The sequence below is a fragment of the Paenibacillus sp. 1A_MP2 genome (assembly GCF_052244825.1).
Lineage (GTDB): Bacteria > Bacillota > Bacilli > Paenibacillales > Paenibacillaceae > Paenibacillus > Paenibacillus vandeheii.
This window is the reverse complement of record NZ_JBQQCS010000001.1, coordinates 6,602,490-6,627,671: the sequence shown is the minus strand read 5'-3', so window position 1 is coordinate 6,627,671 and position 25,182 is coordinate 6,602,490. Positions and strand designations below refer to the sequence as shown.

Annotated in this window: 27 protein-coding genes; 26 read left to right on the top strand and 1 reads right to left on the bottom strand. The window is 44.9% G+C overall.

The genetic code is table 11. The features are described 5' to 3' along the window. The first annotated feature begins 140 nt into the window (after positions 1–140). The 20 genes from ACTWJ7_RS32580 to ACTWJ7_RS32485 all read left to right on the top strand — a co-directional run bounded on the left by ACTWJ7_RS32580 (position 141) and on the right by ACTWJ7_RS32485 (position 18,658). Positions 141–1,721: a hypothetical protein gene (locus ACTWJ7_RS32580; protein ID WP_079348817.1), complete on the top strand. Its 1,581-nt coding sequence runs from the start codon at positions 141–143 to the stop codon at positions 1,719–1,721. A 22-nt stretch (positions 1,722–1,743) separates the two neighbouring features. Beyond that, positions 1,744–2,871: a pentapeptide repeat-containing protein gene (locus ACTWJ7_RS32575; protein WP_079348818.1), complete on the top strand. Its 1,128-nt coding sequence runs from the start codon at positions 1,744–1,746 to the stop codon at positions 2,869–2,871. Then, positions 2,868–3,365: an imm11 family protein gene (locus tag ACTWJ7_RS32570; RefSeq protein ID WP_079348819.1), complete on the top strand. Its 498-nt coding sequence runs from the start codon at positions 2,868–2,870 to the stop codon at positions 3,363–3,365. The genes ACTWJ7_RS32575 and ACTWJ7_RS32570 overlap by 4 nt, the downstream gene beginning before the upstream one ends. Further along, positions 3,362–4,021 (top strand): hypothetical protein, encoded by a 660-nt coding sequence (locus tag ACTWJ7_RS32565; protein WP_079348820.1) that lies wholly within the window; start codon positions 3,362–3,364, stop codon positions 4,019–4,021. The genes ACTWJ7_RS32570 and ACTWJ7_RS32565 overlap by 4 nt, the downstream gene beginning before the upstream one ends. A gap of 12 nt (positions 4,022–4,033) precedes the next feature. Further along, entirely contained in the window at positions 4,034–4,411 is a 378-nt protein-coding gene (locus ACTWJ7_RS32560) for a DUF4280 domain-containing protein (RefSeq protein ID WP_079348821.1), read from the top strand. A 29-nt stretch (positions 4,412–4,440) separates the two neighbouring features. Then, positions 4,441–5,208, top strand: a complete 768-nt coding sequence (locus tag ACTWJ7_RS32555; protein WP_443146258.1) for a hypothetical protein — start codon at positions 4,441–4,443, stop codon at positions 5,206–5,208. Positions 5,209–5,264: 56 nt separating this feature from the next. Beyond that, the gene (locus tag ACTWJ7_RS32550) at positions 5,265–6,011 is read left to right on the top strand and encodes a hypothetical protein (protein WP_443146257.1); all 747 of its coding nucleotides are present in this window, start codon (positions 5,265–5,267) and stop codon (positions 6,009–6,011) included. A 101-nt stretch (positions 6,012–6,112) separates the two neighbouring features. Continuing rightward, positions 6,113–7,501, top strand: coding sequence for a CdiA family toxin C-terminal domain-containing protein (locus tag ACTWJ7_RS32545; protein WP_179132725.1), 1,389 nt, complete (start codon positions 6,113–6,115; stop codon positions 7,499–7,501). Positions 7,502–7,513: 12 nt separating this feature from the next. After that, entirely contained in the window at positions 7,514–7,912 is a 399-nt protein-coding gene (gene cdiI / locus ACTWJ7_RS32540; RefSeq protein ID WP_079347747.1) for a ribonuclease toxin immunity protein CdiI, read from the top strand. Positions 7,913–8,262: 350 nt separating this feature from the next. Beyond that, positions 8,263–9,345, top strand: coding sequence for a hypothetical protein (locus ACTWJ7_RS32535; protein ID WP_443146256.1), 1,083 nt, complete (start codon positions 8,263–8,265; stop codon positions 9,343–9,345). Beyond that, entirely contained in the window at positions 9,342–10,235 is an 894-nt protein-coding gene (locus tag ACTWJ7_RS32530) for an HNH endonuclease (protein ID WP_443146255.1), read from the top strand. The genes ACTWJ7_RS32535 and ACTWJ7_RS32530 overlap by 4 nt, the downstream gene beginning before the upstream one ends. Positions 10,236–10,255: 20 nt before the next feature. Continuing rightward, a complete protein-coding gene (locus ACTWJ7_RS32525; protein WP_079350113.1) occupies positions 10,256–10,705 on the top strand; it encodes an SMI1/KNR4 family protein in 450 nt (149 codons plus the stop codon). Positions 10,706–10,950: 245 nt separating this feature from the next. Next, a complete protein-coding gene (locus ACTWJ7_RS32520) occupies positions 10,951–12,864 on the top strand; it encodes a hypothetical protein (RefSeq protein ID WP_443146254.1) in 1,914 nt (637 codons plus the stop codon). 10 nt (positions 12,865–12,874) lie between these two features. Then, a complete protein-coding gene (locus tag ACTWJ7_RS32515; protein ID WP_079348824.1) occupies positions 12,875–13,387 on the top strand; it encodes a hypothetical protein in 513 nt (170 codons plus the stop codon). Positions 13,388–13,651: 264 nt separating this feature from the next. Then, positions 13,652–14,314 (top strand): DNA/RNA non-specific endonuclease, encoded by a 663-nt coding sequence (locus ACTWJ7_RS32510; protein WP_301882488.1) that lies wholly within the window; start codon positions 13,652–13,654, stop codon positions 14,312–14,314. Positions 14,315–14,319: 5 nt separating this feature from the next. Further along, positions 14,320–14,808, top strand: coding sequence for an antitoxin YezG family protein (locus tag ACTWJ7_RS32505; RefSeq protein ID WP_079348826.1), 489 nt, complete (start codon positions 14,320–14,322; stop codon positions 14,806–14,808). A gap of 199 nt (positions 14,809–15,007) precedes the next feature. Then, complete coding sequence (locus tag ACTWJ7_RS32500; protein ID WP_301882487.1) at positions 15,008–16,192, top strand: CdiA C-terminal domain-containing protein; 1,185 nt, start codon at positions 15,008–15,010, stop codon at positions 16,190–16,192. Between the two features lie 7 nt (positions 16,193–16,199). After that, complete coding sequence (locus tag ACTWJ7_RS32495) at positions 16,200–16,667, top strand: hypothetical protein (protein WP_079348827.1); 468 nt, start codon at positions 16,200–16,202, stop codon at positions 16,665–16,667. A gap of 38 nt (positions 16,668–16,705) precedes the next feature. Next, positions 16,706–17,116, top strand: coding sequence for a suppressor of fused domain protein (locus ACTWJ7_RS32490; protein ID WP_079348828.1), 411 nt, complete (start codon positions 16,706–16,708; stop codon positions 17,114–17,116). Positions 17,117–17,416: 300 nt separating this feature from the next. Beyond that, positions 17,417–18,658, top strand: coding sequence for a M48 family metallopeptidase (locus ACTWJ7_RS32485; RefSeq protein WP_301882486.1), 1,242 nt, complete (start codon positions 17,417–17,419; stop codon positions 18,656–18,658). A gap of 103 nt (positions 18,659–18,761) precedes the next feature. Here the strand turns inward: ACTWJ7_RS32485 and ACTWJ7_RS32480 are convergent, their stop codons facing one another. Then, on the bottom strand, positions 18,762–19,043 hold the full coding sequence (locus ACTWJ7_RS32480; RefSeq protein ID WP_301247435.1) for a transposase: 282 nt from the start codon (positions 19,041–19,043) through the stop codon (positions 18,762–18,764). Positions 19,044–19,439: 396 nt separating this feature from the next. Here ACTWJ7_RS32480 and ACTWJ7_RS32475 point away from each other — a divergent pair, with 396 nt between their 5' ends. From ACTWJ7_RS32475 to ACTWJ7_RS32450, 6 genes are all read left to right on the top strand, one after another. Beyond that, complete coding sequence (locus ACTWJ7_RS32475; protein ID WP_017690840.1) at positions 19,440–19,628, top strand: hypothetical protein; 189 nt, start codon at positions 19,440–19,442, stop codon at positions 19,626–19,628. 231 nt (positions 19,629–19,859) lie between these two features. Next, positions 19,860–20,621 carry a type I methionyl aminopeptidase gene (map, locus tag ACTWJ7_RS32470; RefSeq protein ID WP_024632137.1) on the top strand — a complete coding sequence of 254 codons (762 nt, stop codon included), beginning with the start codon at positions 19,860–19,862 and terminating at the stop codon, positions 20,619–20,621. Between the two features lie 581 nt (positions 20,622–21,202). Continuing rightward, the gene (gene coxB / locus ACTWJ7_RS32465; RefSeq protein ID WP_079348831.1) at positions 21,203–22,255 is read left to right on the top strand and encodes a cytochrome c oxidase subunit II; all 1,053 of its coding nucleotides are present in this window, start codon (positions 21,203–21,205) and stop codon (positions 22,253–22,255) included. A gap of 71 nt (positions 22,256–22,326) precedes the next feature. Then, positions 22,327–24,177, top strand: coding sequence for a cytochrome c oxidase subunit I (gene ctaD / locus ACTWJ7_RS32460; protein ID WP_443146447.1), 1,851 nt, complete (start codon positions 22,327–22,329; stop codon positions 24,175–24,177). Further along, the gene (locus ACTWJ7_RS32455) at positions 24,174–24,800 is read left to right on the top strand and encodes a cytochrome (ubi)quinol oxidase subunit III (RefSeq protein ID WP_079348833.1); all 627 of its coding nucleotides are present in this window, start codon (positions 24,174–24,176) and stop codon (positions 24,798–24,800) included. The genes ctaD and ACTWJ7_RS32455 overlap by 4 nt, the downstream gene beginning before the upstream one ends. Before the next feature lie 3 nt (positions 24,801–24,803). After that, entirely contained in the window at positions 24,804–25,124 is a 321-nt protein-coding gene (locus tag ACTWJ7_RS32450; protein WP_079348834.1) for a cytochrome C oxidase subunit IV family protein, read from the top strand. The last annotated feature ends 58 nt before the right edge of the window (positions 25,125–25,182 follow it).

The following is a 25,182-nucleotide window of genomic DNA, read 5'->3' as shown; positions in this document are numbered from 1 at the left end:
ATTTGAAAATAGAAGTGCGTATATACACATCCAATTTGAGACTTTCTACATATTCAAAATATTCCATAAAATTCCGAATTATATAAATACAATTATAAAGGGGCACCATTAATTAATTTGAGATACAAGGAGGCTTATTCATGAATATATCCGCAACAACATACGGTCAGGTTCGGGTAACACCTTACGAAATCGTTCGCCTTCAAACCCTTGAAGTGAATAAAACGATGAACGGACATGCACGAATGAGAATGACGGCAGTGATACCGGAAGCCCGAAAAGACAGCTATGTCCAGGCAACAACATCCCAAACCGATATTAAAGTGAAAATTGCCGATGACGATGGACATGAGAAGGTGTTCTTCTCCGGTGTGGTGCTGCATGTGAAAGTGAACGTCATTAACGATGTACATACACTAATGGTTGACGCTGTATCCCATACCTACTTGCTGGATGTAAAGTTACACAAGCGTTCCTTCCAAAACCCTAATCTGTCCTACAAGAATTTGGTGCGCAAGATTATTTCTCCCTATGAAGGTTCAGATGTCATTGATTTTGCTACAGACGGCCGTAAAATCGGAGACTTTGTGATGCAGTATGAGGAAACAGATTGGCAATTTATCAAAAGGATGGCTTCCCATTTCTACACTGGAGTTGTACCGGATACAGCTTCAGGCAAACCCAAGTTTTATTTTGGCTTACCCGAAGGCCAGTATAAGGGAGAATTGCAAGCATCCCATTACACAGCAACCAAACGAATTGCCGACTTTCGTTCTGCCAAGGAAAATAAAGTACCGGGTGCCAAAGATCCGGATTATATCGTATACGAAGCGGACAGCAGGCAATGGTTCGAAGTGGGGAATGAGGTGGAATTCAAATCCAAAAAGTGGATTGTAGGCGAGGCGAAGACCCGATTCATCGATAGTTTGCTAAATCATACCTATTCCTTATTTCCTGCGGAGGGGCTTCGTTATAAGAAGAGCTACAATACTTCCATTATTGGCGCTTCCATACAAGCCTCGGTTCTTCAAGTCAAGGGGGACAAAGTTCGTGCGAAGCTGGATATGGATGAGCAGCAGGATGAAAGCACGGCCTATTTCTTCCCCTATTCGACGATCTATGCTTCTGAGAATAATACGGGCTGGTATTGCATGCCTGAAGTGAATGACAGCATCCGTATTTATTTTCCAAGCAAAAAAGAGGAAGATGGCATCGCCATAAGCTCTGTAAAAAGGCAAGATCCTGAGAGCGTGCCGGCTGTACCGAAGCAGGTTTCAACCGCATCACCAGCAGCTGGAAAGGGTAGCGCTTCGGGACAGTCTGGCGGAAGTCCAAGTGGGAGCAATCGTAATAGTTCAGGCGCGGGTGGAAGCGTAGGTAGAACTAGCTCGGTCAACAGGGTAGCTCCGCCCCCGGTGCCCGAAGATCGAATGGGCAATCCGGACATCAAGACATTCCGAACCAAGTATGGGAAAGAGATCATGCTGGCTCCAGACAAAATCGTGATCTCGGCGGGTGGAATGTATATCACGGTCAGTGACGAGAATGGCATCGAGATTGTAAGCGATCAGAATGTGAGCATTACAGCGGGTCAGGATGTCGTCATGTCCGGACAAACCATTCGGATCGCAGGCGAGAAGGTTGAGTTAACCGGAAAGGGCAATACCATCACTTTGGAAGAAGAGCTGAAGATGCACGGAGCAGAGATCAAGATGAATTAGCAGGGGGTAGAAAGGAAGAGATATGAACAAAGCGGAAGCGATCGTACATTTGCAGCAGGAAATATTGGAACCCGTACTTCAGGATCATCTCTCAAGCCTCCGGGTGTACATTATGGAACATCAAAACTCGTTAATTCAATCTTTCGTAGAGTCTATGCGGCAACTCTGTTTAAAAGCAGAGTTGGCCCAACAGGAACTCGGGAAAGAACCAATCTCAATTCTTCATTGTTCCATGTTGAGAACATCTATATTGGATGGGAGTTACACCTGCTTATTGGAGGCGTACTCCGATCAATGGTATTGGGATGAGGTAGAGTGTCTCCATACATATGATGCGACGTGGGCATTCCAGTCGTTAACTCCGTTAAAAGAGCTTCTTCATATCGAAATGAGACGCTATGGAGGTGTACTTAATGCTTCTGACGCGGAACGGATGATGTTGCAGTCTGCGGGTCGTTTCAATGCCTATGTCACTGCGATTGCACGTTTGGCTGTTCCTCATATGTTGAACTTGAAAGAGATGGAACGCCTGCACCGTGGGGATCAGTTTCAGATCAGGGTAGGTGAATACAAGGACTGGAGTGAGCCTGTGTATGTCAGGGACTATCGGTATAGGGATATTCAGAACATTCGCAAGAAATTGACTTTAGCAGAAGGGCTGGAATGTGCCTATGCAGACTATACGTCACTATCCTTGACAGAGGGACTATTTGATCACGTTGATATCAGGTATTCCGATTTCAGTCTTGCCGATCTGAGCAAGAGCGACTTAAGAGGTGCTGTATTGATTGGGACCAGATGGGAACAAAGCGACCTGAGTGGAGCTGACCTCAGAGGGGCGCTACTTATGGATACTGTGTTCCGGGAATGCAGTCTGCTTGGAGCCAACCTGTGTGATGTCAGTGACGGAGCGAGTATGGAATTCCAGGAAGGGGGTCTTGGTCTTCAGGGAATCTGTTTTGCTGGAGCCAATCTGGAAGGCGCCAATCTTAAGGGAGCGCAATTATTCCATGCTGATTTCCAGGGGGCTAGGCTGAGTCAGGCACAGATATGGCTTCATGACCGTGAACAGTATAGGCATGTTTTGAGTGAAGAGCAGATTGAATCGATACGCTGGGTTGTCTCCCATGAGAAAGAGGAGGAGTTATGATCCCACGATTTTATGAACTGACCGAGGATCATCGGATATTGAATCCGTTTAGGCCTCCTGCACTACAAACCAGTTTTGATGAGTTGTCCATTTCATCCGTCATGATGATTGAACGCAAACCGAATGAAGAGCCAACGGATTGGATAAGTAGGCCTTCATATTTTGTTAGTGATCGCATGAAGCGGCTAATGGAAATGGTCGATGAAGCAATGTTGTTCAAATCCGTCACCTTCATCGATCAGGGGAGCGGGGAGCAGTTGAGCTACTGGGCGAGTCATATCCCTGCTGTGCTGGCTTTGTCTGACCATAGCCTGTTTTATCCGAATGGTTCAATACAGCAGCCTGTATTGCAGGGTGGGGCGGTTAAAGATCAACGCATATTTACATTGGAGGGTGTAAGAGGGAGTGGTGTAATCGTACGTTTTGATGTAGCAGAGAGCATGCTTCGCAGAGGGTTAAGTGGCTTTGTTTTACGAAAGGTGGATCTGGAATGAACCGATATGGTGATGAGATGCTGCTGAAAATGGATCGGGATTTGCGTTTGGCAAAGCGTATTCAGGAAGCTGAAGCGGCAAGTGGGGAGCTGATGACGCAGGAAGAGGTTACATACGGAGTACGCCAGGGTCTGATCGAGACCGAAGCAGAAATCATCACGTTGAACAATCACCAAATCTGGGAGGGGATAATAACCCTTCCTTTACCGGATCATCTGGTCCAGGTTCCCCGAGGCAAACTACAGGAGGGCAGAAACAGACATGGACGAGATGAGGTCATGTGGATTGATGAGCAAAAGGGTATCAGCTTAAGCCTATCTAGATCATCTCATCCATTGCACGTAAGCCAGATTGAGGGAATGGGCAGTATCATCACAGATCAGATGCGAACGCTCAAAAAGGATGCGCAATGGTTACATGAGGAGACGGTACAAGGAGATAGCCTGATTGTCTTCTATGGAGAATCCATTCAGCCCTCAACCTCGGGATTGGCTTACGATATTGTGATCGTTACATCGGTAAAAGGAAGAGCGGTCACAGGAAATGTCCGTTTTCCGGTTGAGCGGCTTCATCTATGGCGACTTCTAACAAGGGCGATATTCACATGCGCTCAGATGAGTGAAAACGGAAATGAACCAATCGATTTATTGACATAGGAGGGAATTAGAATGCTGCTACCCATGCTGTTCAAAGCTTTGATGTCAGGAGGTTTCGGTGGTGAATTCACCTATGTGGTCAGAGGTGCCGAGATTTCCTGTAGTCAGGGGTCAGATCCGGGTGTACTGAACCTGCCTCTTACCCACGGCATCTATATCAAGGAACAGCCTGTATTGAACATTGCTGACGTGATTCCACTGGCTAACGTTGGACGATGCGGGTTTTGCAAAATGGACGGAGCATTGTGTGAACCAGATACGTTCTTCAACAAATGGAGCCAGGGCAAGGAGGACGTGCTGGTGGAAGGTGAGGCTGCTCTGCTCAGTCGATCTGAACTGATATGCCGAAAAGGCGGGATTATCAAGATTGAGGTCGATGGTCAGTTGTAAGATGCAGACGGATAAGAAAGGGGAACACTGTGCAGACATTGGAAAAATCAACTCTAACTTATGGGGATATCCATGTCCATTGGCCGTATGGCAAGATACGCCTGGATAAGCTGGAATTGATCCAGCAAGCAGGGGCCCATGCCCGGTTATCCTTCAGTGGATGGGTCGATGAAGAATGGGAAGAGACCATTATCCAGAAAGCTGGAAGTCACGATCGAGTCGGATTCATCCAGATGGATGAATCCGGAAGGGAGTTACCCCTGTTCAAGGGACAACTCCATGAGATCAAAGTCGAAGCCACCAGAGGGATCGTATATGTGATGGCTGTAGTCATCTCACATACCTATGAACTGGATGCCTTACAGAGAACGAAATCCTATCAGAATGATAAGCTGCGTTATTTGGACATTGTTAATCGTGTTATGAAGGGTTATCCTGAAGGAGACTATATTGATTTTGCCTTTGATGAGACAAAGACAGGCGCTTTTATTATGCAGTATCAGGAGACCGACTGGAGCTTTCTGAAACGGCTCGCTTCACATCTGGGAGCAGATCTGGTGCCGGATGTGACTGCACACAAGCCCAGGTTCTGGATTGGATATCCTGAAGGCAGAGGGGCATTTGAACTGAAATCCATCCCTTTCGAGAAAAGTCGTAATATTGAGCGTTTTTTACATACCGAAGCCCAGGGAAAACATACGGTATCCGAGGAGGAGTATACAACGTATACTTTCGATCTGGGGCAGGAGCTTCAATTGGGGATGAAGTATCCTCTGATGGCCATACCTACAACATAACCTCTCGCCAGGCGATGCTGGAACGGAGCTTGCTACAGTGGAAATATACATGTGCTTTGCCAGCATCGCATCCACTGCCCAGACAGCTTCAAACGATGATCACTGGTGCTGCTATCGAAGGGAAAATCATTGATGTGAAACGTAACCAGGTGAAGGTTCATCTGGATATGGATGAGGGTCAGCAGGCCGGGGAGGCACGCTGGTTTCCGTATGCCGCGGAAGGCAGTCAAGTATGGTACATGATGCCCGAACCCGGCGCGAAGGTGAAACTGTATTTCCCAAGTGCAGAAGAAGACGAAGCCATGGTGATGCAGTCGGTTCGTCAGGAGCCAACGGAAGCGGGACATGTGGAGAAGAGCGGCAAAGTGATGCAAGATCCCGGTGTAAAGTCTTTCGGTAACCCACAGGGGAAATCGTTCACCCTTGGCGACAGCGAACTTGTCATGAACGCCCAAGAGGGCGCCTTGTATATCTCGATGGCTGCGGGTAACGGCGTTACATTGAATAGCACAACCCACGTGCAGATCCAATGCATGGGTGACCTGAACATCAGCGGAGCCAGCGTTAGTCTGGAGGGTACAGAAGGTCTGTACATTCAGACGATGACAGATCATGTGGAGCTTGTGGAAGAGGTCAACGGAAAGAGTGAGAATGTAGTCCTGGAAGCCGAGATCCATCGTTCCTTTGGCATGATTCAGTCTGCGTTCGATCAGAGTCTGGCCAGTATGGGAGAGAGCGCGCTGAAGGAAGCGCGGCTAAAGCGAAACTGGGATGCACGTGAAAGGGAAAACGAGATGGAGTAATTGAAGAGGGCAAAGGCCTGCTCAGTATGGTCGGTGATGTGGCTGACCTCGCATTTACAGGCATCGTTGGGGGTGACAATGCCCAGGGATTATACAGCTGGGTGAAGGGAGAACAGGTCGGATCGTTAACGGAGCGGAATGCCACGGTACAAGGAACGATTACGGGCGTAAATAACGTCATCGATTATACGGGAGACTTGGTCACGGGTCAGAAATCAGGGAAAGAGATCTGGCAAGATGTATCCAGTGCGGGAGAAGCGTATGCCAAGCCGTTCATGGATCTGAAAGGCGAAGACAACCGCACCATGCTGACCCTGACGGAACAGGAGAGCCGCGACGCTGGGTTAAACGATGTTGGTGCTACGATGCGAGTCGTGGATACGGCGGGGGCCATATTTGGCGGAGCATCCTTGGTCAAAAATGGTGTCAAGGTGCTCAAGAGTGGTGGTAAGAAGTCTGGCCATGCAGATGGAGATGGAGCCAAGGGCGGCGTTCCGCATGGTCATGGAGATGGGCCAGATGGAACCTCAGGCGGTGGCATGAAGGATGGCAAGCTCAAGACCAATGCGGCATTAATGCCCTCCTCTCTCGCAGAGCTGGGCGAACGAATCAGCCAGGCTATGGGTAAAATGACCACAGGCGCAGCAGCCAGTGTTCCATGGCGAGTTCAGCGCGTGAGGCTGAGCAACGGCCAGACCGTGCCGGTGATTGTGAAGAATGACAGTCACATGTTCTCGGAACCAGGTGGGAATCGTGGGAAAGGCAATGATTCTGGAAGTTCGAAGGGATCGCCGAGCACATCTCATGTGGATTCGAGAGAGAGTAGTGCTCCATCGAAAGGAACCGTTTCTAAAGAGTCGTCTACGTCTTCAAACGTTACACCAACTAAGCCGAAGGAAGCTCCTAAACCTAAAGAAGCTCCATCATCGAAAGATGGAACTAAGGCCAGGGATGGGAATACTGAGGGGACGGGTGATGTTAAATACAAAGAAGGATATTATGCTGAACATTTAACTGGAAAGGTAGAAAAAGTAACAGATTGGAAGGGAGTTAGTGGCGGTCATAATTACGATGAATTTAAGAAGTTTTTTGACGAAAATGGGAAGTACTCATTAGTAGAAGTGAATAAATTAGAACATCCCGATATTCCTGGTATTTATGATTTAGAATATAGAATGAAGGTTGAAATAAAAGATTATAAAGGAAAAGGTACTGGTGAATTTAAGTATATACCCAAGGAAGATAAACCACCGCTTAAAAAAACTATATATGATACTAATGTAATTTCTAATGAAGATATTATTCGCTTAGGAAAAGAGGCAATGGAGGAAGGAATAATATCGCAAAGATTAAGTCAATTAAAAAGCCAAAATAATAAGCAAATAATCCGAGGAGTTTCAAGTAATGGGTTGAAGTTTGAAGGGATAAAAAATATTGATACTGGAGAAATTGAAAACTTTTATCCGGTATTGAAGTTTGGAGAAAACTAAGGAGGTACCACTATGACCGCTGTTTACGATGATAAGAATAAGTTTATTCTCAAGTACGAAGAAAAGGGACTTGAAAAGGGCTCAGTTATTGATGTTCTTGGCGATTTTGTATTAGAGCATGACCTTGTTAAGGTATTAGATGGTTTTTTAAACGAATATGTTGAGAGACGAGATTATATGGGAGTTATATATTCAGATGAATTCGATGTTGGGGATGAAGGTTACTTTGGCGAGAATAGTGTTTTGTTTTATTATGGTGTAGATGATAATTATGATATTGTTAGTTATAAAGAACTATATGATTACTTGCAGGTAGCATGTAATTTCTATATTGAAAAGAACGCAGATCAGAAAGATTCAATAGACGAATATTTATTAAGAATAAAAGATAAATACAGTATTGAAGAATAATGATTCTAACTAGTGAATTAGTTATATAATGTAAATAATGGGACTATAGAACCAACGAATCCGCAATACTAGAAAACGTCCGTGTTGTGGTCGTTTTCGCTCCCTGGTATGAATACGGCGGTTGGTGAAGTGGAACTACGACCCAGTGTTGAATGAAACCATTATTCAACAAATAACACATATCCCCCATATAATTTGCTGGTATAGAGATTACATCATTTTGTTTGCACATTAAAAGCTATGAGTTTATAACCCAAATAATGCTACTCCGCTAAATCAAATAGGTTGATTATGGTCTGATATCACCATGATTAACCTGTTTTTTTGTTATGCCCGAACCCGGAGCGAAGGTGAAACTGTATTTCCCAAGTGCAGAAGAAGACGAAGCCATGGTGATGCAGTCAGTTCGTCAGGAACCAACGGAAGCGGGACATGTGGAGAAGAGCGGCAAAGTGATGCAAGATCCCGGTGTAAAGTCTTTCGGTAACCCGCAGGGGAAATCGTTCACCCTTGGCGACAGCGAACTTGTCATGAACGCCCAAGAGGGCGCCTTGTATATCTCGATGGCTGCGGGTAACGGGGTTACATTGAATAGCACAACCCACGTGCAGATCCAATGCATGGTTGACCTGAACATCAGCGGAGCCAGCGTTAGTCTGGAGGGTACAGAAGGTCTGTACATTCAGACGATGACAGATCATGTGGAACTTGTAGAAGAGGTTAATGGAAAGAGTGAGAATGTAGTACTGGAAGCCGAGATCCATCGTTCCTTTGACATGATTCAGTCTGCGTTCGACCAGAGTCTGGCCAGTATGGGGGAGAGCGCGCTGAAGGAAGCGAGGCTGAAACGAAACTGGGAAGCACGTGAAAAGGGCAAATTGGACGGTGTGATCGAAGAGGGGAAAAGCCTGCTCAGCATGGTCGGTGATGTGGCTGACCTTGCATTTACAGGGATTGTCGGGGGTGACAATGCCCAGGGATTATACAGCTGGGTAAAGGGAGAACAAGTTGGGTCATTAACGGAGCGGAATGCCACGGTACAGGGAACGATCACGGGCGTAAATAACGCCATCGATTACACGGGAGACCTGGTCACGGGTCAGAAATCAGGGAAAGAGATCTGGCAAGATGTATCCAGTGCGGGAAAAGCGTATGCCAAGCCGTTCATGGACCTGAAAGGTGAAGACAATCGTACGATGCTGACCCTGACGGAACAGGAGAGCCACGACGCTGGGTTAAACGATGTGGGTGCTACGATGCGAGTCGTGGATACGGCGGGGGCCATATTGGCGGAGCATCCTTGGTCAAAAATGGTGTCAAGGTGCTCAAGAGTGGTGGTAAGAAGTCTGGCCATGCAGATGGAGATGGAGCCAAGGGCGGTGTTCCGCATGGTCATGGAGATGGGCCAGATGGAACCTCAGGCGGGGCCATGAAGGATGGCAAGCTCAAGACCAATGCGGCATTAATGCCTTCCTCTCTCGCAGAGCTGGGCGAACGAATCAGCCAGGCCTTGGGCAACATGACCGCAGGCGCAGCAGCGAGCGTTCCGTGGCGAGTTCAGCGCGTGAGGCTGAGCAATGGCCAGACCGTGCCGGTGATTGTGAAGAATGACCATCATATGTTCTCTGAACCAGGTGGGAATCGTGGGAAAGGCAGTGATTCTGGAAGTTCGAAGGGATCGCCGAGCACATCTCATGTGGATTCGAGAGAGAGTAGTGCGCCATCGAAAGGAACCATTTCTAAAGAATCGTCCACTTCTTCAAACGTTACGCCAGTTAAGCCGAAGGATGCACCAATACCTAAAGAAGCTCCATCATCGAAAGATGGAACTAAGGCCATTGATGGGAATACTGAGGAGACGGGTAAAAAGACAGGAAAATTAGAACTATCAGATATTACAAAAGAAATGATGAAAACTAAGCCTATGAACTCACCTGTTCCTAAAAAGTGGTATGATAAAGGTGGGACAATCTCGGTTGATGAGAATGGAACTTGGACCTATACAAATAAGAAGGGGCAATCTGTAAGTTATCCTGATGGCTACCCTGATTTTTCAAAGTACTATCACCCAACTGTTGAACCAGTTGAAATTGAGTTTGCTTCACCAACAAATCGACCAGCAGATTATAAAGCAGCAAATGCAGAGGCTGGCTTGACTAAGGATTCCGTTCCACCAGTATCTAAGTCCAATAAACCACCAAAAGGTTATACTTGGCATCATCATCAAGATGGTAAGACAATGATCTTAGTTGAAGAGAAGATACATGGTGAATTTACCCATAGTGGTGGAATATCTAAAGTTAATGGGAAAGATAGTGAATAAATTAATAGAGGTGTGTAACTATGGTGCAAATGGATGGATCACATGAACCAATTACTTTAAAGGAAATTAATGAATTTCAGCGCAAGTTTAATTTAAATTTTACTGAGCAATATATAAAATTCCTATTAGAATCAAATGGCGGAGATCCTTCACCAAGCATGTTTAAAATTTCTGATGAACAAGGAGCAGGTGTACTTAATATTTTTTATGGTATTGGTGATATGTACAGTAATTTAGAAGAATATATAGATATTTATGAATATAGGCTTCCAACAGGATTTATTCCTATTGGAAACGATCCATCAGGAAATGTGATTTGTTTGGGATTAAATGAAAAGTACTACAATAACATATATTTTTGGGATCACGAACAAGAATCGGAGAATCCAGATGATATGAGAAATATGTACTTCCTTGCAAATGATCTTAATGAATTTTTAGATTCACTGTACGATGACGAAGAAGAATAAGCTAGAAACTATTTTTTTCTTAAGTGTTTTAAGGGGTAATTGAGTGATTTAGATCTTCAACATTTGAATGAGTAGTATAATATTACTTACTTGTTAATAGGCGGGCTACCCAGTATCGATTAAACCAATCATCCAACCAGTAACATACTTAACCCTTGTAATACCACAATAAAGATTTCTTCAATTCGCATACATTAAACAGGTTGATTATGGTCAGATACCGCCATGATTGACCTTTTTTTGTTATGCAAAACCCGGGTGTAAAGTCTTTCGGTAACCCGCAGGGGAAATCGTTCACCCTTGGCGACAGCGAACTTGTCATGAACGCCCAAGAGGGCGCCTTGTATATCTCGATGGCTGCGGGTAACGGGGTTACATTGAATAGCACAACCCACGTGCAGATCCAATGCATGGTTGACCTGAACATCAGCGGAGCCAGCGTTAGTCTGGAGGGTACAGAAGGTCTGTACATTCAGACGATGACAGATCATGTGGAACTTGTAGAAGAGGTTAATGGAAAGAGTGAGAATGTAGTACTGGAAGCCGAGATCCATCGTTCCTTTGACATGATTCAGTCTGCGTTCGACCAGAGTCTGGCCAGTATGGGGGAGAGCGCGCTGAAGGAAGCGCGGCTGAAGCGAAACTGGGATGCACGTGAAAAGGGAAAACGAGATGGAGTAATTGAAGAGGGCAAAGGCCTGCTCAGTATGGTCGGTGATGTGGCTGACCTCGCATTTACAGGCATCGTTGGGGGTGACAATGCCCAGGGATTATACAGCTGGGTGAAGGGAGAACAGGTCGGATCGTTAACGGAGCGGAATGCTACGGTACAGGGAACGATCACGGGCGCAAATAACGCCATTGATTATACGGGAGACCTGGTCACGGGCCAGAAATCAGGGAAAGAGATCTGGCAGGATGTATCCAGTGCGGGAAAAGCGTATGCCAAGCCGTTCATGGACCTGAAAGGTGAAGACAATCGCACGATGCTGACCCTGACGGAACAGGAGAGCCACGACGCTGGTCGGAACGATGTCAACGCTGCGGTACGGGTTGTTGATACGGTAACGGCTGTAGCTGGCGGGGCATCACTGGTCAAAAATGGGGTCAAGGTGCTTAAGGGCGGTGGTAAGAAGTCTGGCCATGCAGATGGAGCCAAGGGCGGTGTTCCGCATGGTCATGGAGATGGGCCAGATGGAACCTCAGGCGGGGCCATGAAGGATGGCAAGCTCAAGACCAATGCGGCATTAATGCCTTCCTCTCTCGCAGAGCTGGGCGAACGAATCAGCCAGGCCTTGGGCAACATGACCGCAGGCGCAGCAGCGAGCGTTCCGTGGCGAGTTCAGCGCGTGAGGCTGAGCAATGGCCAGACCGTGCCTGTGATTGTGAAGAATGACCATCATATGTTCTCTGAACCAGGTGGGAATCGTGGGAAAGGCAGTGATTCTGGAAGTTCGAAGGGATCGCCGAGCACATCTCATGTGGATTCGAGAGAGAGTAGTGCGCCATCGAAAGGAACCATTTCTAAAGAATCGTCCACTTCTTCAAACGTTACGCCAGTTAAGCCGAAGGATGCTTCTAAACCTAAAGATGTTCCGTCATCGAAAGATGGAACTAAGGTGAGTGGTGGAGGTACTGAGGGGACGCCAAAAGCTAGAACACCTAAACCAATAGACCCTCGTGGAGAACCTATTAAGTTTGTTCCTAATTTTAAACAGGAAGAGATAGCTTTGCAGACATATGAAAAGTTAAGATCCACTGGTTTAGATGCCGGAGAGTTAGAGACCTTTTCACGGAATACAGGACTTAGTTTTGAAGAGGCAAGTCAGTTGAAAACACATGTAATACTGACTGAACACATGAACTTAGTTGATACTGTTAACGGCAAGTACTATTATAAAGGTTATTTTGATCCCGATATTGATATGGCCTATGGATGGGAAAAAGCACTAAAAGGTGAATTATCAGCAGAGGAAAAAGCATGGTTTAGACAATTAGCCGACCATGAATTGGCAGAAAGTAAAATGATGCAAGAAGGATTGCCGTATCGTGATATCAACTATTTCAAAGATGGTACAATGAACGAAAGTACAAAAGGTGCTCATGAGTTAGCACCATCACAACCCGGCGGATTTCCAGGATTTAAACCAAAATTTTGAGGTGGGAAAATTGAATTCTAACTTTGAACAAGCCAGTGAAAGAATAAAAAACATTAACTGGGAAAATAATGGAATGGATAAACCTTCATATGCGATCCTAGTTACAGAGTTTATCAGAAGAGGGAATATTTTTTTAGATTTTAACTCCAAGGATGATAATAGACGTGCTGTATTTAATGCAGCAGAAATAATTAATTTTGATACACCTGCTCATATAAAGGAAGAATGTAATGGATTAGTAAACGCTAACGTTGATTGGGTTACAGAGTATCTTTGCACTTTTTATCTTGAATGGGCATACGTGGTAGACAAACAAATGCCTATCGCTCTGAAGTTTCACGATCTATATGACCCTATTATTAAGTTGTTTGAGAGAGGTGGAAGAATCAGTTATCACCATAATGAGTTAGTAAGTGGCAAGCATGCATGGCCGCGTAATTCTGGGGCAATAACTAGGGAACTTCCCCCACAAGACATTAGGGATGAAGTTCTGGATGCACTCGATGATGAAAATATTGAGTGATAGAGTGAACATTTTTTATAAGTTTCTTTACAATCCCAACAACAAGACCGTACAATACAACCAACAAATCAAACACTAAATAATTCAAACACTTGATAAACTTTCAAAAGCTCTTTCCCACTTGAACTATGAGTAGGAATGAGCTTTTTTTGCATGCCCAAAATCAAAGGAGGATGAAACGAATGGCAGAACGTGAACAGGTAGGGGCAGGGAAGTTCGAAGGGATCGTCGGCCACTTCTCATGTGGATTCGAAAGAGACCAGTATGTCGTCAAAAGGAACAGCTTCTAAAGAGTCGACTAAGACGTCTTTAAACGTTACGCCAGCTAAGCCGAATGATGCATCTAAACCTAAAGATGCTCCATCTTCGAAAGATGGAACTAAGGGGACGGGTGAAGCTGATAATGGAAGTAAACCGCCACCAATAGTCTATGAAACAGTTAAGTATGGTGATCATTTTACAAGAAAAAATAGAAAAAAAGTTTTAAAACCAAATATAGAATACACTTCACCTGATGGTTATACTTATCGTACGGACAGCCAAGGGCGTATTATTGATTGTGAAGGAACCATTGTACTCGGTAAAGGAGACCGAAGTGAATATGCACAGAGGACGGTTGGAAAAGGACAAGGCAGATTACCTGATGACGATGGTGGACACTTAATAGGAGCACAATTTAAAGGGCCGAAGGATATTGATAATCTCGTCCCACAAAATAGCCAGATCAATCGAAGTGGCGGAATATGGTATGAAATGGAAACAGATTGGGTGAATGCTCTTAAAGAAGTACCACCTAAAAAAGTTACAGTGAAAATTGAACCAATCTATTCTGGCAAATCAATGAGACCAGATGCTTTCGAAGTAGTTTATGAAATTGAAGGCAAGGGAATTATTGAAAAAACAATAAAAAATCAATCAGGAGGCTGAATTAAATGGAGCCAATACTAAACAATTTATACCGGCAGATAGCCGAAACAGTCAACGAAATGATACCGGAGGATTGGGGAGAGTTTTATTTTTATGCTCAAATTTCTGATAATGGTGGAGGTACGTATTTTTTCTACCAACCAGAAAAGAATCCGGAGAGGTATGAATATAGTCTTGAGATTCCTTTTAAACATCAAGTGAACGAGAGGGAATTTAAATTAAATAAAAGAAAACTCCTGTCATTAGCAGAAAAAATGAAAGAAATATTTAAAGATCAGGGTCAAGATTTATGGTATTCTTTTACTTTAAGTTTAGAAAGGACAGGAAAATTAAAAGTTCACTTTGATTATACAAATTGGTTTGATACCAATTATAGTTTTAGTGACCAACTTATCATATGGAAATACAAGTACTTAAACGAAACTCCTCAAGATACGGCTCTACAAAATTTGATAAATAGGTACTCTAAAGAATTCCCGGATAATCCAATCTAAGTGAACAAAAGGAAAAATATTCAGTGGGGGTTATCCATTGCCGAATGACCTTATCATTTAACTTATAACATATAACCTAATGGTTTGAATCTTAGTTGTGAGGATCAACAAATCAAACATTAAATTATTCAAAAAATTGATAGAAGTTAAATTTTCAAGCTCATACCCACTTGAACTATGAAGTAGGAATGAGCTTTTTTTGCGTGCAGAAAACGCCAAACCGTTCATGGATCTGAAAGGTGAAGACTACCGCACCATGCTGATCCTGACGGAACAGGAGAGCCATGACGCTGGTCGGAACGATGTCAACGCTGCGGTACGGGTTGTTGATACGGTAACGGCTGTAGCTGGCGGGGCATCCTTGGTCAAAAATGGTGTCAAAGTGCTCAAGGGTGGTGGCAAGAAGTCTGGTCATGCAGATGGAGCCAAGGGCGGCGTTCCGCATGGTCATGGAGATGGGCCGGATGGAACCTCAGGCGGTGCCATGAAGGATGGCAAGCTCAAGACCAATGCGGCATTAATGCCTTCCTCTCTCGCCGAGCTGGGAGAACGAATCAGCCAGGCTTTGGGCAAAATGACCGAAGGCGCAGCAGCGAGCGTTCCGTGGCGAGTTCAGCGCATGAGGCTGAGCAACGGCCAGACCGTGCCGGTGATTGTGAAGAATGACCATCATATGTTCTCGGATACAGGTAGGAATCGTGGAAAAGGCAATGATGCTGGGAGTGCAAAGGGATCGCCGAACACTTCCCATGTGGATTCGAAAGAGAGTAGTATGTCGTCGAAAGGAATAACTTCTAAAGAGTCGTCCACTTCTTCAAACGTTACGCCGGTTAAGCCGAAGGATGCAGCAATACCTAAAGATGCCCCGTCATCGAAAGATGGAACTAATGTGAGTGGTGGAGGTACTGAGGGGACGGGTAAAATTCCAAAGATTAAACTTACCGAACCTTCTTTACCAAAGGGTAGCAAACCTAAAGGGAATTATGGAGAAGGAGATTCCCATGGAATAAAGAAACAAAATGAAACAGCCGATGTATTGGCTGATAATGGCTATGACATTAAGATGTTAGATGAAATTGATGGTGGGAATGGACATGGAATTGCAGAAGGGTCGAATCCAGATTTTCTAATCGAAGGAAATGTATTTGATTGTTATGCACCAAAACCAGATGGAAAGATACAAAGTATAATTAAAGAAATAGCAGGAAAGACGAAGAAACAGTCTGAAAGAATTGTTTTGAACTTAGACAACTTTCCACATGAAAAAGTTACCGAAATTATCGAAACAATTTTAAGAAAAGCAAATCCGAATGGAGATTTAAAAAGACTAGAAGAATTAATTCTAGTGAAGGATGGAAAGATTACAAGAGTATTTGGAGGTTAGAAGTGAGATGGACTGTACGTTATTCTTAGTCTCAAATTTGGATGAGGAAGTACTTAAAAGAACAATTTATGACATAGTATGCGATGCAGTTGAAGATAAAGTGACTACCTACGAAGATTTTTCCCGTCTTAGTTGTAAATACTTCACACTTGATATTGAAACAGAAGATATTATTAGTATTGATTTTTTAAGAGAAGAATATGCGATGGGAATTAATGTGGAAATTGGAATTCAATTATTTGGGAAATTATTTGAAGAAGGATTAGAAGTGTTGTTTAAAATTTTCGGTAATATTTTAATGTCTTTTAATCCTGACATGGTGTTTGTGGAAAATGGTACAGATCAAATATTCAGAAAGGAAAATGCTACTGTAATCATAAATACAAAGCTAGATCAATACCAGAAAAAGTATCTATCAAATAAGTTAATTTCTTTACTACGATTTCCTTATATTTTTCAGGAGTTACCAAACTAAAAGCGGGCTATAGAATGCTTGTTTGATATAATCGGATCATGAATATTTTAAAGGGCTACCCAGCGCCGAATGGATATTTTACAGGACAGTGGCTTGTCTTCCCCAACCAAAGTGAGGAGGATCTGGCGGACACATATCGGGAGATGTTTAGTGAGACAGGAGTACCTGCGCATACACAAATCCTGCCATATAAAGAAAGCACTTCCTATTGTGGAGTTATGATTGTCCCGCCGCTACCTCAATGCGCAGAAGCGTTAAACATGCCGTACCGGGATGAAGGTAAGGAGATGGAGGGCGAATGGCCGATCTCTTTCCATACATTGCTTCCCTTGTACCGGGAGGAGATTATACACTTTTTTGAGAAAGGCCGAGATTCGCTGATCAGCAAGTTGATGTCCAATGGTGTTGAGGCAGTGTATCAATGGGATCGGAAGAATAGTTGTCTGTAGGGAAGTGAATGTTCCAAAATATCAACTAAGTAGCTTAAAGGCGTAAATACATCAGATCGTTCCTGGCCAAATGGCCAATGGGATCGATTTTTTTTCTTGTCGGAATTTTTGAGGATAAGCACATATTTGAAAATAGAAGTGCGTATATACACATCCAATTTGAGACTTTCTACATATTCAAAATATTCCATAAAATTCCGAATTATAAAAATACAAATTAAGATTTACTTGAAAGGGAGGGGACAGCAAGCTTCATTCGGATTTGATATTACATAGTGTAGTTGAGGAGTGGAAGGAATTTTGCATTACACAGAGCAAGAGACTTGTCCGGAATGTGCAAACAAGATGAAAGTGAATCCGGGGTATAGCACCTGGTGTGAGAAGTGTAATTGGAATGTTTATGAGGATGAAAGAGGACAAGTAACAGATGAAGGGTTAAACGGGATGAACAGGAATGCTGATGAACGATCATCAGACCGATTGTTAGAGGAGTTTAAGTATAACGTCAATCGGGAACTTTCCTTCACTAAACAGAAGTTTTACACCTATTTGGTTGCTCTAACCGTACATCTGTCAACGTTATCCATTTTGGGCGTAGCAATCTTTTTCTTTTCAACCAATTCAACGTGGCTGGGTATATTTGGTATTACGTTGCTTTTCCTCTGGATCACAATTATATTGCCATACCGGAAGCGGCTTCCAGGCAGGGTGATCTCTAGAGACGATTATCCAGAACTGTATGGAATGATTGCCGAGATTGGGGAGCGCTTGAATGTTCCACCTGTGGATATGGTCATCATTAGTGAAGAATATAACGCATACAATTTGCATCTCAAAAGAAAAAAGAGAGCACTTGTCCTGGGCATTCCCTTTTTTGCAGCCCTAACGTTACAGGAGAAGATAGCCGCCATCAGTCACCATATGAGTCAATTTGCACATCCGAACATTTCCAACAGCTCATTGGTCGAGCGAGCCATGCATGTACTGAATTCTTGGATTGACACCGTTGATCCAGAAGATAGCGGCCTGTTATATTGGGTGGTATTTCCACTTATAATACTACGCTTATTGTTATTTGCTGTTATAGGCGGTATCTATGCATTGTTAATCAAAAGCATGAGGAATGAGATGCAGCGAGTATTCTACATCGCAGATAATGAAGCATCGGAGACAGCTGGCAGTGAGGCAGTGTTATCTCTATTATTGAAGGCCGAGATGGAAGGTCTTTTTGCACAAACGGCTGAACAGGTTGCGGAATATCAATATAACAAAGAGCTGTATGAGGAGTTTAGAAAACGGATTTCTGCCGTTCCAACTCAGGAAATTCTTCGTATTCAGCGGATACAGGAAATGAATGATACTCAAAACCGTAGCTACCATCCTCCAATGAAGAATCGCATCGAATTGATACGTGAGCACTGGGCGATGATTCCTGCGTATCGGCCGGATGCTGCTAAAGAACGAAGAATCAATGAGGAGTTTCGACAGCTGGAACAGCGTTCCCAGAAAATTCTTCTTAACGATCTAAGGGATGCAAGCTAACCCTCTGTATTCTCAATTGCATATAGTATAAAAAACAGGGCAGCACCAACCAATGATTGATATGATGCGCCCTAGTTTTAAAGTGATTTATTGCGTTTATAACTTAACGGTCACCACGCTGAAAGTGTCTTCGTGGATGGGTAATCTTGCCAATCTTATCAGTGTCATTCTCTTTGGGAACCAAACGTTCGTCGGTACGACCTTCGTGATGGTTGTCAAAAGCGAATTCCGTCAGTTCCCATTCGGTCTTACCGAGAACAGGGTCAGCCGGGAAGTGTTGTCCGCGATGCAGATGCTCTTCTTGTCCAGCTTCGTTGGTGTATATTCCGTCCACTTCCACCTTTTCATGCGAAAGGGGCAGCATTTCTTTGTCTTTCTGATCCATAAAACAACGCCTCCTTAGATCCCAGTATTTTAACTGTATGGGTTGTCCGTGATAATATCCCCCGAATAGTTGAGTGTTATGCTGGATATATTAATTCCGTATAGAAGTGTCGTATTTATAACATAAGATTCGGAATTAAACTTTTTGGGCATAAAAACCGTTATAAATATTAGGTAAGATTGTCAAGTCGTAAGATACTTCCGAATATGCTACAATAAGATTATGATTCACACCGAATCATATCGGGTATTTATAGTGTCAGGTACTTGCTTAAGCAGGGTTCCCGACCTAAAGCTTGCTTTGAGCCGCGCACACAACTTCATGGATGGCATTTAAGACTTATTCGGCATTCTCTAAACGGAGCATTCACTTTCAACGTTTTGGGAGGGAATTACAATGGCAACGAAAGGTCACAATGAGGTCAAAGAAAGTTTGAGGGAAATGACTCGGATTTTCCGTCCTAAAGATCCAAAAAAATTCGTGAAGGAGTACGTGAGAAAATACCGGATTACGGGTGGATACGAGGAAGAATTGACTTCTGTGGTCGAGCATGAGCTTGTCAAGATGGATTCTTCCGTGTCCTGAAACACACACAACTCTGAATATACTGTTCCGATATGAATAGAACCGTCTCCCGGGCATTAGGCTCCGGCAGGCGGTTTTTTTGTTTGGAAAATGATATGTATATATTTCTAATGGGTAATGGGTTCCCAAAGAGTAATTGGAATAAGCCTCCGATCTTCGCTGCACTTTTGGGGGGCTTTGTTCCGTTCCTGCTGCATATACATGGAAGTACACATATGGCAGGAAGGATGAATGCATGTGGACCCTATTTTGAAAACAAAAGAAGAGATTGGCTACATGCGGGAAGCAGGACGCATTCTGCGAAGCTGTCACGAGCAAATTGAAAAGTGGCTCGCCCCTGGTGTAACCACAGGTGACATTAACGAGCGGGTGGAAGCTTTTTTGGCTGAAAGAGGAGCTACACCTGAGCAAAAGGGATACAAAGGGTATCCATACGCCACATGCGCCTCCGTTAATGAAGTGGTTTGCCACGGCTTCCCTGATGACCGGGAACTGTCCACAGGAGACGTGGTGACGATTGATATGGTGGTGAACAAAGACGGCTGGCTTGCCGACTCTGCATGGACGTATGGGATCGGGGAACAACGCAGGTCCATTCGTAAGCTAATGAAACGAACGGAAAGGGCACTTCATAAGGCGATAGCACTGGCAGTGCCAGGAAATACGCTGGGGGATATCGGGAATGCGATCGAGCGGACAGCGAAGATGTATCGTTACGGTATTGTGAAGCCTCTCATTGGTCATGGCATTGGTCAATACATCCATGAACCCCCAAACGTGCTTCCTTACGGGAAACGCAGAACGGGTATGTTGCTGACAGAGGGCATGGTTATTACCATCGAGCCCATATTTACAAAAGGCAGCTCTGGAGCGGTTGTATGGGATGAAGACGGCTGGACGGTAAGAACCGTTGATGGAAGCTGGGGCGTCCAGTATGAGCATACGGTGGCTATCACAGGGGATGGACCTCTTATCCTGACGGATGGGACATGAATGCTGAATCACTTGGAAGCTGGTAGTGGGGCTGCATAACGGTGTCGGAATATACAATGGGTTTAGGCTCCATACCGTCTGATTCTAAATGGAGGCGGTATGGGGCTTTACTGCTCCTTCCAGGAGTTGTAAGGGAGATCACCTGATGCATGCTTTTCTTTTTTGCATAATACTGCATGTTTTCAATGTGAGAAAAATCGGCAAAAAAATCAATTTCATCACCGAAATTTGGCAAAATTTTTCAAATGTAGAGAGTAATACTTTTAACTGAAATCGGTTACAAATCAAGTTGTGGTGCGGTTTTTTACATATAGTGAACAATTTGTGAACATGTGTCCAAAGATTGACAAAATCATACCCTCAACTTATATTTAATAAGTGATTGAACCATATAGAATGAATTGGAAGAATGCGCAGACATGCCCTTAGCAGGAAAAGACGGGAGTAGTGGAAGCGTTATTTTTGTAAGCGTTCTGTATGTCGGACAGGATTACCTGTATCGTGCTGAAATGAACTTAATTTGAGTTTATTTTGGGCGAAAACGGAAATCTACGAAAATGTTAAAAAAGTGGGGTAGATCAATGATGAAACAGTGGCAGGTTGCAAAGCGAATTCTCCCCTTGCTGGCGGTGTTCTCTTTGCTGCTATCCGCATGCGGGCGGGAAGACTTGTCGGTAATGAAACCTCAGGGTCCTGTGGCGCAAGGCCAATATGATCTGATGAAGCTGTCCATTACGATTATGATCGTGGTGCTCATCATTGTATTTGCTATTGCTGCGTATGTGTTGATCCGGTTTCGCAGACGAGCCGGGCAGAATGAAATGCCCGAACAGGTTGAAGGTAATTTCAAGCTGGAAGTAATATGGACAGCCATTCCGTTGTTGCTTGTTATCGTTCTGGCAGTACCGACGGTAAAAACGATTTTTGCCCAAGGCGAAGATCTGTCCAACGACAAAAATGCAATTCAGGTCAAAGTCACCTCGCATCAGTACTGGTGGGAATTCACTTATCCTCAATATGATGTAACCACCGCTCAAGATCTCATCATCCCGACCGGAAAGAAAATCGCATTCGAATTGAAAACCGCTGACGTGCTTCACTCCTTCTGGGTGCCGTCACTTGCGGGTAAAATGGACACAAACCCGGATGGAACGCTTAACAAGTTCAGCTTCTCGGCGCCGAATGAAGGCGTTTACCGAGGTAAATGTGCTGAATTATGCGGCAGGTCGCATGCCTTCATGGAATTCAAGGTAAAAGCGGTCAGTCAGGAATCCTTTGACAAATGGGTCAATGAAATGAAAGCCCCGGCGGTACTTCCGGAAGATACCCAATTGGCTGAGAAGTTCAAGACGAACTGTCTTTCTTGCCATGCAGTTGGGGATCAGGGCGGGCCGGTTGCGCCTAACCTGACGGGAATCGGCGGCAAGCAATCCGTGGCAGGCATTCTGTTGAACCAGGGTGAAGGACAGGAAGACGGCAATCCGGTACTCGACAACATGAAAGAATGGCTCCATGATCCACAATCCGTGAAGCCGGGCAACACGATGCCTAATCCGAAAGACCTTGGGCTCACTGATGAAGAAATCGACGGAATTGCCGAATATCTGGCCAACTACAAATTGGACTATGAATAGAACAGCAATGACGAAGAAGGGGGTACACAACCTTGGCTCATGCTCATAGCGTCAAGCGGTATAGGGGCTTGATGGATTGGATCACCACCGTCGATCACAAAAAAATCGCCGTTCTTTATTTGATTGCGGGTGGATTTTTCTTCGGAATCGGCGGTATTGAAGCCATTTTGATTCGGATTCAGTTAATGAAACCGATGAATGATTTTGTGTCGGCACAGGTCTTTAACGAATTGATTACGATGCACGGAACAACAATGATTTTCCTTGGTGTCATGCCTATTATTTTTGCTCTGATGAATGCCGTTGTGCCTTTGCAGATTGGGGCGCGGGACGTTGCTTTCCCTTTTGTTAACGCGCTGGGTTTCTGGACGTTCCTGTTTGGCGGACTGCTGCTGAACCTGAGCTGGTTGATGGGAGGTGCACCGGATGCCGGCTGGACTTCGTATACGCCACTCTCTGGCAGCGAGTACAGTGGGACGCATGGTGTGGATTTCTACACGATAGGACTTCAGATCGCAGGTCTGGGCACACTCATAGGGGGCATTAACTTTCTCGCGACCATCATTACGATGCGTGCGCCGGGAATGTCCTATATGCGGATGCCGATGTTTACGTGGACGACATTTATTACATCAGCCATTATCCTTTTTGCATTCCCTGCCATTACGGTAGGACTTGTATTATTAACGTTTGACCGTATACTGGGAGCCAATTTCTTCGATGTTGCGGGTGGCGGTAACCCGGTACTCTGGCAGCATATCTTCTGGATCTTTGGGCACCCGGAAGTATACATTCTCATTTTGCCGGCATTTGGTATTATCTCGGAGGTTATTCCAACCTTTGCACGTAAAAGACTGTTCGGTTACAGTTCCATGGTGTTTGCAACCATCCTGATTGCCTTTCTGGGATTCATGGTGTGGGCGCATCACATGTTTACAACAGGTCTCGGAACCGTCGCTAATGCATTGTTCTCCATATCTACGATGCTGATTGCTGTACCAACGGGGATCAAAATATTTAACTGGCTCTTTACGATGTGGGGCGGTCAGATTCGTTTTACGGCAGCAAACCTGTTTGCTGTAGGATTCGTTCCAACCTTCGTTATGGGTGGGGTTACGGGTGTCATGCTGGCCTCTGCGCCTGCGGATTTCCAGTTCCATGATACGTACTTTGTTGTAGCTCACTTCCATTACGTTATCGTTGGTGGGTTAGTACTTGGTTTGTTCTCAGGACTACATTACTGGTGGCCGAAAATGTTCGGTCGCATGCTGAGCGAAACACTCGGAAAATGGACGTTCTGGACATTCATGATCGGCTTCCAATTAACGTTCTTTGTTCAGCATTTCCTTGGTTTGATGGGGATGCAGCGCCGGATCGTTACATACTTGCCGAATCAGGATTTTGATCTGCTCAACCTGGTCAGCTCCATCGGTGCATTCCTGATGGGTGTTGGGGTCATCATGTTCCTCGTGAACATCGTGATTACAACGAGAAAACCAGTTGATGCACCAAATGATCCGTGGGAAGATGGCCGTACGTTGGAGTGGTCCATTCCATCTCCTCCGCCGGAATATAACTTTAAGCAGACGCCTCTGGTACGCGGAATCGATGCATACTGGAAAGAAAAAATGGCAGGACATACGGAGATGACACCGGCTGAACCTGTAGGTTCGATTCATATGCCGTCTGCAACTCCACTGCCGTTTGTGATGTCTGTTGGTATATTCATTGCCGGACTTGGCCTCATGTTCAGCAAGGATGATTTTGGAAATGCCTTTATGAACGGATTGTTCAACAATTATATTGTGGTCATTATAGGTCTGCTGATTACATTTGGTGCAATGGCACTGCGTTCACTCTATGATGATCATGGCTGGCATATCGAACCGGAGGATCAGGATGAGAAGGGGGTTAGAACATGACAACTTCACATGCCGAACCGGTAAACGGCAAATTGCCGCATGAACCGGAGAAAGCAACGCTGGAAGGACGCAACAAGCTTGTAGGCTTCTGGTTGTTCCTCGGCGGCGAGACGGTATTGTTCGGAACCCTCTTCGCAACCTTTTTGGCTCTCCGTGGCCAAACGAATGAAGGACCAACGGCAAATGAATTGTTTCATCTGCCACTCGTGGCTGCCGCAACCTTTATCCTCCTGGTCAGCAGTTTGACAAGTGTATTTGCCATCCAGGCTATGCATAAGGGGGAGCGCAATGCTCTCGCTCTCTGGCTTGGCATTACCGTTGTACTGGGTCTCGGATTCCTCGGTCTGGAAATTTACGAGTTCTATGAATATGTGAAACATAAAGAGTTCGGCATGACCACAAGTGCATTCAGTTCAGCGTTCTATACACTCGTTGGGTTCCACGGAGCTCACGTTGCATTCGGTATTATGTGGATCGGGCTTATTATCGGGCAACTGTTCAGAAAAGGCTTAACGGTCGTAACTGCACCTAAAGTATACGTCTCCGCAATGTACTGGCACTTTATTGACGTGGTCTGGGTGTTTATCTTTACGGTCGTGTACCTGCTCGGAAAGGTGGGGTAACACATGTCGGTACAGGATAAGAGTGATCAACAGCCTGTGAAGCATCGTCACCGGACGGAAGGGCCACAGAAACACGTTGTTGTTTTTATATTCTCGATCATCCTGACGCTCATTGCGTTCGCGGCGGCCGCCGCGGGAGGAGTCAATACGACCTTTACCATTATTATATTGGTGGTCATGGCGATCCTTCAGGTGTTTGTACAGCTCGGTTACTGGATGCACTTGAAGGATAAAGGGCATTTAATGCCGATCCTGTTTATGGCCTTCGGATTTTTCGTAGCCTTTACGTGCATCATTATGGCACTCTATTGGGTTTGGTGGTAAAAGAGATGGCGGCGGCGCAGTGTCGCCGTCTTTTCCCCTTTTAGGCGAATCAATCCCG

Bases quoted from the DNA above. Each gene is read 5' to 3' on its own strand.
- ACTWJ7_RS32580 (WP_079348817.1), top strand. From the start codon at position 141: ATGAATATATCCGCAACAACATACGGTCAGGTTCGGGTAACACCTTAC.
- ACTWJ7_RS32575 (WP_079348818.1), top strand. From the start codon at position 1,744: ATGAACAAAGCGGAAGCGATCGTACATTTGCAGCAGGAAATATTGGAA.
- ACTWJ7_RS32570 (WP_079348819.1), top strand. From the start codon at position 2,868: ATGATCCCACGATTTTATGAACTGACCGAGGATCATCGGATATTGAAT.
- ACTWJ7_RS32565 (WP_079348820.1), top strand. From the start codon at position 3,362: ATGAACCGATATGGTGATGAGATGCTGCTGAAAATGGATCGGGATTTG.
- ACTWJ7_RS32560 (WP_079348821.1), top strand. From the start codon at position 4,034: ATGCTGCTACCCATGCTGTTCAAAGCTTTGATGTCAGGAGGTTTCGGT.
- cdiI (WP_079347747.1), top strand. From the start codon at position 7,514: ATGACCGCTGTTTACGATGATAAGAATAAGTTTATTCTCAAGTACGAA.
- ACTWJ7_RS32530 (WP_443146255.1), top strand. From the start codon at position 9,342: ATGAAGGATGGCAAGCTCAAGACCAATGCGGCATTAATGCCTTCCTCT.
- ACTWJ7_RS32525 (WP_079350113.1), top strand. From the start codon at position 10,256: ATGGTGCAAATGGATGGATCACATGAACCAATTACTTTAAAGGAAATT.
- ACTWJ7_RS32520 (WP_443146254.1), top strand. From the start codon at position 10,951: ATGCAAAACCCGGGTGTAAAGTCTTTCGGTAACCCGCAGGGGAAATCG.
- ACTWJ7_RS32510 (WP_301882488.1), top strand. From the start codon at position 13,652: ATGTCGTCAAAAGGAACAGCTTCTAAAGAGTCGACTAAGACGTCTTTA.
- ACTWJ7_RS32505 (WP_079348826.1), top strand. From the start codon at position 14,320: ATGGAGCCAATACTAAACAATTTATACCGGCAGATAGCCGAAACAGTC.
- ACTWJ7_RS32495 (WP_079348827.1), top strand. From the start codon at position 16,200: ATGGACTGTACGTTATTCTTAGTCTCAAATTTGGATGAGGAAGTACTT.
- ACTWJ7_RS32490 (WP_079348828.1), top strand. From the start codon at position 16,706: ATGAATATTTTAAAGGGCTACCCAGCGCCGAATGGATATTTTACAGGA.
- ACTWJ7_RS32480 (WP_301247435.1), bottom strand. From the start codon at position 19,043: ATGGATCAGAAAGACAAAGAAATGCTGCCCCTTTCGCATGAAAAGGTG.
- ACTWJ7_RS32475 (WP_017690840.1), top strand. From the start codon at position 19,440: ATGGCAACGAAAGGTCACAATGAGGTCAAAGAAAGTTTGAGGGAAATG.
- map (WP_024632137.1), top strand. From the start codon at position 19,860: ATGCATGTGGACCCTATTTTGAAAACAAAAGAAGAGATTGGCTACATG.
- coxB (WP_079348831.1), top strand. From the start codon at position 21,203: ATGATGAAACAGTGGCAGGTTGCAAAGCGAATTCTCCCCTTGCTGGCG.
- ctaD (WP_443146447.1), top strand. From the start codon at position 22,327: ATGGATTGGATCACCACCGTCGATCACAAAAAAATCGCCGTTCTTTAT.
- ACTWJ7_RS32455 (WP_079348833.1), top strand. From the start codon at position 24,174: ATGACAACTTCACATGCCGAACCGGTAAACGGCAAATTGCCGCATGAA.
- ACTWJ7_RS32450 (WP_079348834.1), top strand. From the start codon at position 24,804: ATGTCGGTACAGGATAAGAGTGATCAACAGCCTGTGAAGCATCGTCAC.